Source organism: Protofrankia sp. Cas4, from assembly GCF_963555915.1.
In the GTDB taxonomy this organism is placed as follows: domain Bacteria; phylum Actinomycetota; class Actinomycetes; order Frankiales; family Frankiaceae; genus Protofrankia.
In genome coordinates this window covers 1-5,806 of the sequence record NZ_CAUVXL010000074.1, presented here as the reverse complement: position 1 = coordinate 5,806, position 5,806 = coordinate 1, and the positions used below count along the sequence as shown (strand labels likewise).

Here is a 5,806-nt window from a genome sequence, read left to right as displayed (position 1 = left end):
CCCGCAGGACAGTGGTCTGCAAGCCAAACCGGGCGCTGTGGGTCAACGCGACCTCGGTAGCCAGCAACTCCAACACCTCGTCGGTGTCGATCCGCTGGCCGCTGGCCTGGCGCACCGCGATGTCCAGGCCCAGGTCAGCTGCCCGGGTCGCGAGCAGCAGCGGCGTCACGACCTGGCCTGGTGGGTACAGGACGTCGTCGGGTCGGCGGGGGCGATTCACTTCTCACCGCCGCGGCGTAGCAGTTCCCGGGCGAGCCGCTCGATCTCTCGGGCGGTGGCGTCGGCGAGGTTGTCGGCGCGCGGAGTCGCGCACTCGTCTGAGCGCGCGCTAGCCTTGATCTGCATCGATGAGATCCCTTCAAGATCCGATGCTCTGGGGTTCCGGTGGGTGGCAGCCCGTCGGAACCCCGTTTCCTGTCAGAGGTGGTTGTCTCGTCGGTGGTCGTGGGATGTCAGGGCGTAGGCCCCGCGACACCACGTAGTGTGAATCCGGGGGGTCCCATCGGAACCGTCCGACCCGACTTTTTGGTTTTTGTGGTTGTTCAGAACCGTTTCGTGCCGCCCGCGGTGTGTACGTGGGTTCAGGTGCGCCCCTGGAATGCGGCGAGCCGGCGGCGGGTCGTGGTGAGGCTGTCCTGCCGACGGTGCGCCCGCCCGGCGTAGGCGTCGCCGAGGGCGTTGGCGACGGCAGGCTCGGGTGGGGTGTCGCGTGCGGTGTCCACCGGCGGCTTGGCGTTGTCGAGGCCCCAGGCGCGAAACGGTGCTGGCCGCCCCGCCAGGTAGCCCACACCGGGAAGCCGGAGCAGCTCGTCGGCTGGGGTGATGTTCTGATCGGCCAGCAGGTCGCGGTGGATGGGATCCCTGGTACTGAGCACCGCCGCGTTGCCCGCCAGCAGACCGGAGCGCAGCTCGACCTCGTTGCCGAACGAGCGCAGCCTCACAGATGTGGATGCGGCGATGATCGCCACACCGGCCTTGCGGCCTTGGGCGGCGATCCGGGTCGCCAGCGCGGTGGCCTCGCTCCTCGGCTCGAACACCCGCTGACACTCGTCGATGAGCAGGAGAATCATCGGCTCGTCCATCGTGATCATGTGCAGTCTCCGGTGACGGAGGGCGTTGGTCATGAACCGGGTCGACACCGCCGTGTCCGCGGCCCGCAGCATCTGCAGGATTTCGCTCGTGTCGGTGGCCGCCCAGTGAGCAACGGCGACCGCTCCCGGCAGGGAAATGCCGCCGTCCGGATCGCCGACCCACACGCTGACCTGGCCGGCGTGCGCGGCGGTGTAGGCGAGTCCTTCGAGGATGTGGGACTTGCCGCTGGCGGTGTCGCCGGTCACGACTCCACCGCAGGCCCCCCAGCCGACCCGGTAGAGGTCCCAGGGAGCAGGGTCACCGTTGGTGTGGCGACCTACCCAGGCGGTGCCGGAAGCCTCGTCGAAGCACTCCAGCGGCCCCGGATAGGGCTGCTTCTCCCGTAGCCGATCGCTGTCACAGAAGGTCCGCATGATCGAATTGACTCCATTTCGGGCTGGTACTCATGGCTGCCGGAGCGGCTTGTAACCGTGGCTCACAGACTTATGGCATAAGACATATGTGTCAAGACCTAAAGTGAGATCTCTTGCGTGTCGGGAGCCGGAGAGCATCGACCCGCCTGCCGTCACGGCGTGGTCTCGATCGACCTGGCGGGTAGGTTCGCCTATGACAGAAGCCAGAACTCCCAGGTCCGGAGTGCGATGACGATCGAACCGCCGGTGGCTCGCTATCAGCAGGTAGCGAGCCAGCTTCGGGATGCGATCCGCCGGGGGGACTATGCGCCAGGCTCTGAACTGCCGAGCCAGCCAGAGCTCGCCCGCCAGTACGGGCTCAACCAGACCACGATCAGTAAGGCGATCGGGGTGCTGCGTGTCGAGGGGCTGGTCCGAACCGAACAGGGCCGTCGAACGATCGTTGAGGAGACCCTGACCGCCAAGCGGGTGCGCCGCATTCCACGGGCGGGCAGCCAGGGCGGCGGCATCTTCGCATCCGAGATGCAACGGCTGGGCCTCGAGCCGAGCACGACTTTGGCCAAGGTTGCTGTCACGGCGGTGCCTGAAGAGATCGCGGACTACCTCCAGCTCAACGAAAATGATCAGGTGCTCCTGCGTCGCCGCCACATGTTCGCCTCCGGCACACCGGTTCAGATCGCTACGTCCTACATTCCGATGACCGTTGCAGGCGACGTCAGCATCGCCGAGCCCGACACCGGTCCCACGGGGATGTATCAACGCCTCGCAGCCCGGGGCTTCCGCCCGGCGCGCTTCACCGAAGAGATAGAGATACGGCGTGCCAGAGCGGAAGAAGTGGCTTTCCTCCAGTTGGCCGAAGGGCAACCGGTGTTCTCCATCGTGCGTACCACATGGGGCCAGAATGATCGTCCGATCGAGGCGACCATCAACGTGCTCGCCGGGTCTCGGTGGCGATTGATTTACGAGTGGACCTATGAGCCGGACGCCTGACTGCGACGGTTCACCTCCCATGGCGATGCACTCCGTAAGCGTGGGTGGAGTGGTGGTCGACGATCACCAGCGTGTGCTGGTGATCAAGCGGGGTGACAATGGACGGCTGGCAACCCCGGGCGGGGTGCTGGAGCGGGACGAAGCTCCATGTGACGGATTGCGCCGTGAGGTGTGGGAGGAGACCGGAATCCCGATCGACTCCGGCCATTTGACCGGCGTCTACAAGAACATGCGGACCGGTGTGTTGTCGCTGGTCTTCCGCTGTGCCGCGCTGGCTGGTGCTGCGCTGGTGCCGAGCGCGGAAACGCCCGAGGTGATGTGGTTGCCGTTCACCGATGCATTGCGCCTCGCCCACCCTGTCTACGCGATCCGGATCTCGGACGCCTTCCGCCCGGACGGACCATTCGTGCGGCTCCACAACGGCCACCAGCTCCTCGTGGGCTGAGCTCCAGGCCAGGAGACGGTAGTACCGGGTCCTCACGGCAGGGTGGTGATGCCGCTGCAACTGTGATTTCTGAAATGTGTCTCGTTCGCGGCGGCCATGGTCGATCCTTGCAATGTCAAACGTCTCCGGTCTCCGAAGGGAGCGATCATGGACGAAAGCCTTGCCAACCGTCGGGCAGCACTGGACGCTGCGGCGACGATCTGTAGTGGTGCCATAGCCGCCGGCTTTTACACCGAACTTAAGTCCGACAGTCGCCCTGTCGCGATGTACGAGGAAGTGCTCCAGCTTGCAGCCAAACTGGAGCACTGGCTCAACATGACGTGACAGACTGTCGTCGCCACCTGGCTCCACTGACAGCTGGCCGCCACCGTCGGCCGTGCCATCACTTGTGCGGACAACATCGGCCGCTATCTGTGTAGGACGGTGGATTGATCGCATGGCTGCAAGGGTCGACGGTGAGTGGATGTTCGGTCACCGCTGGACGCATGCGGGTATGCGGCCCCCTGCCCCGCAGGGGTGTTGCGTGCGTGCAAGCGGCATTGACCTGCACAGGTGTCGTCCCGGAGGCTGCCACCGTTTGCACAGTGCAACGCGACGCTGAACGGCTGGGCAGAAGGCGGAGACATCGATGGAGCACCTGCGCCCGACCTGTCTGTCCCAGATCGCCGCGCTGTCGGGGTTCGGCGTGTCCGACGTGGCTCTGCTCGCGGAACTGGACGAGAGCACCGTCAGCCGCCTGTGGGACATGCCCGACTGGCTGGACCGGATCCGAGGACGGTCTCTACAGGCGCTGATCGCCGCGGTGCCCGGGGTAGCCGAGTACGCCACGACCTACCCGTTGCGGACACGTCAGGCACGGCTTGTCCACGACCTTCACCGAGAGGGTCTTGCCGTCGATGAGGCCGTACTTGTCAGCCTTTCGGTCCCGGCGCCCTACGTGGCGAATGCACTCGAGGCGGCGCTCCAGGTCGTCCGCGGTGACATCGCACGGGCGATGGAGTACCTCCCGCGGTTCTGGGGGCGGGAACAGGACCGGGCACTTGACGTTCTCTTCAGCCCAGCAGGGGGTCTTCTCGTCGATGCGCGACCGTTGCTGGAGGCGGCCGGATCGCTCGCACCGCTGCTGACCCGGTCGGCGTACTCGTTCAATGCGATCCTTGCCCAGGCCCACCTGACCCACCACGTCGCGAAAGCCACCGGCGTGCTCCCCGAGCAGCTCGCCGGCGCGGCGATGGACCGCCGGGGAGCGTTCACCCTTCGCAGCACCGTCATGGGAGCGCTCGGGCAGTCTGACGACCGCGACCTGGCGGACCGGTACCGCCACCTTGTGGACAAGCACCCGCCGCTGCGTCTGGTCGAAGAGTGGGCGTTCCCGACGTGGATGCGGGACAGCCGGCCGACCCTCGACTTTTCGCTGCCTCCGTCGCTGCTCTTGCGCCGCACAGCGGGGGAGATCCTGCGGGAGCTCGGCCAGTACGGTGACGCCTACTGCTACTACCTTGTGACCACCTACGTGCCGTTGGCGCTCGACCGTGACCCGACGTTCGGCCTGCGTGCGGGTGAGCTGCGTGCAGCGCTGTTGGAACGGCGCGAGATGGTGAATGACCCGATCATCCGGCGTGCGATGGACACGCTGGCTCGGCAGATCCCGACAGGAGCCTCATGACCACCATCAGCCGTGACCGGTCCAGTTACAGCGCCAACGCCGAGTACTGGAAACGGATCATCCGGGACGGACTGGACCGCTACCGGACGGGGTTGACGGACGCGGCCGTGCTGGAGGCCGCTGGGGATGTGACGGGCCTGTCGGTGCTCGATGCCGGTTGTGGTGAGGGCTACCTGGCCCGGCTGCTCGCGGCCGGTGGTGCCCGGCCGGTCGTCGGGGTGGACCTGTGCCCGGAGCTGGTCGAGGCCGCTCGGGACACGGCCGCCCGCGAAGGGCTCGACATCACCTACGAGACCGCCGACGTCGCGGCGCTTCCCCTGGCCGATGGTGCGGTCGACCTGGTCGTCGCGAACCACGTCCTGAACGATCTGGAGAAGCCGGCGCCGGCGATCGCCGAGTTCGCCCGCGTCCTGGCCCCCGGCGGACGGGTCGCCGCGCTGTTGCTGCACCCGTGCTTCTACGGCTCCCGGGCCACACCGGTGGACGTGGCCGACTACTACCGGCCGCGGCGGATCGAGCAGCACTTCGACGTCGCCGGCGAGGTGTCTCCCGTGCCAGTGGTCGCCTGGACCCGGCCGTTGGAGGACTTCACTCGTGCGTTCGCAGCCGCTGGCCTGGGCATCACCGGTATCCGGGAACCGCACCCGTCGGAGCAGCAGCTACGTGACGACCCGTGGTGGACCGAGAACTTCACCCGTCCCCTGTTCATGCTGATCACAGCAACCCGGACCGCCTGAACCCGAACCCGCTTCTGGCACGACGGGTCCCGGCGCCGGCTCAGTGGGACCCGCTGGCGTTCATTTCATGCTGGTTTGGGGCGCGGATGACGGTCGTGATGACGTGTCATCGCCGCGCTCCTCATGACCGTCATCGCAGCTGGTCAACACCATCCTCGTCACGGCCGCGGAGCGAGGCGGATCATGTCATGACGTGCCCGATCTCGGTCTGATTCTGGGGCCCGGTTGGGGGTCGAGACTGGCAGAGGCGCGTGTTCGACCGTCCTGAGTTCGCCTGATTCACCACGTTGACGGTTACTCGCTGTTAGCTGGTTCGGGAGGCTTCAGGTGGTGGGGATGCGGCGTCGGGCGTCGTTGGCTTCCTCGGTGAGGCCGAGTGCGGTGTAAAGGTCGACGGCTTGGGCGAGGTGGGTTCGGGCGTGGTCGTCGTTCCCGCGTCCCAGGGCGACCTGACCGAGCCCGT

8 protein-coding genes are annotated in these 5,806 nt (G+C 66.7%); 5 read left to right on the top strand and 3 right to left on the bottom strand.

Features of this window, described 5'->3' with window-relative positions; all coding sequences use genetic code 11:
• From U9979_RS07515 to U9979_RS07505, 3 genes are all read right to left on the bottom strand, one after another.
• Nucleotides 1-220, bottom strand: a 220-nt coding sequence (locus U9979_RS07515) for a hypothetical protein (RefSeq protein WP_322778791.1), incomplete at its 3' end; no start/stop codon positions are given.
• Nucleotides 217-345 (bottom strand): hypothetical protein, encoded by a 129-nt coding sequence (locus U9979_RS07510; RefSeq protein WP_322770068.1) that lies wholly within the window; start codon nucleotides 343-345, stop codon nucleotides 217-219. The genes U9979_RS07510 and U9979_RS07515, both read right to left, overlap by 4 nt.
• A gap of 236 nt (nucleotides 346-581) precedes the next feature.
• On the bottom strand, nucleotides 582-1,505 hold the full coding sequence (locus tag U9979_RS07505; protein WP_322778790.1) for a hypothetical protein: 924 nt from the start codon (nucleotides 1,503-1,505) through the stop codon (nucleotides 582-584).
• Nucleotides 1,506-1,733: 228 nt separating this feature from the next.
• Between U9979_RS07505 and U9979_RS07500 the strand changes: the two genes are divergently transcribed.
• The 5 genes from U9979_RS07500 to U9979_RS07480 all read left to right on the top strand — a co-directional run bounded on the left by U9979_RS07500 (nucleotide 1,734) and on the right by U9979_RS07480 (nucleotide 5,343).
• Nucleotides 1,734-2,495 carry a GntR family transcriptional regulator gene (locus U9979_RS07500; protein ID WP_322778789.1) on the top strand — a complete coding sequence of 254 codons (762 nt, stop codon included), beginning with the start codon at nucleotides 1,734-1,736 and terminating at the stop codon, nucleotides 2,493-2,495.
• Nucleotides 2,479-2,940, top strand: coding sequence for an NUDIX hydrolase (locus U9979_RS07495; protein WP_322778788.1), 462 nt, complete (start codon nucleotides 2,479-2,481; stop codon nucleotides 2,938-2,940). The genes U9979_RS07500 and U9979_RS07495 overlap by 17 nt, the downstream gene beginning before the upstream one ends.
• A 147-nt stretch (nucleotides 2,941-3,087) precedes the next feature.
• Complete coding sequence (locus U9979_RS07490) at nucleotides 3,088-3,264, top strand: hypothetical protein (protein WP_322778787.1); 177 nt, start codon at nucleotides 3,088-3,090, stop codon at nucleotides 3,262-3,264.
• Nucleotides 3,265-3,568: 304 nt separating this feature from the next.
• Complete coding sequence (locus tag U9979_RS07485; RefSeq protein ID WP_322778786.1) at nucleotides 3,569-4,606, top strand: hypothetical protein; 1,038 nt, start codon at nucleotides 3,569-3,571, stop codon at nucleotides 4,604-4,606.
• On the top strand, nucleotides 4,603-5,343 hold the full coding sequence (locus U9979_RS07480; RefSeq protein WP_322778785.1) for a class I SAM-dependent methyltransferase: 741 nt from the start codon (nucleotides 4,603-4,605) through the stop codon (nucleotides 5,341-5,343). Before U9979_RS07485 ends, U9979_RS07480 begins: the two co-directional genes overlap by 4 nt.
• Nucleotides 5,344-5,806 lie beyond the last annotated feature (463 nt).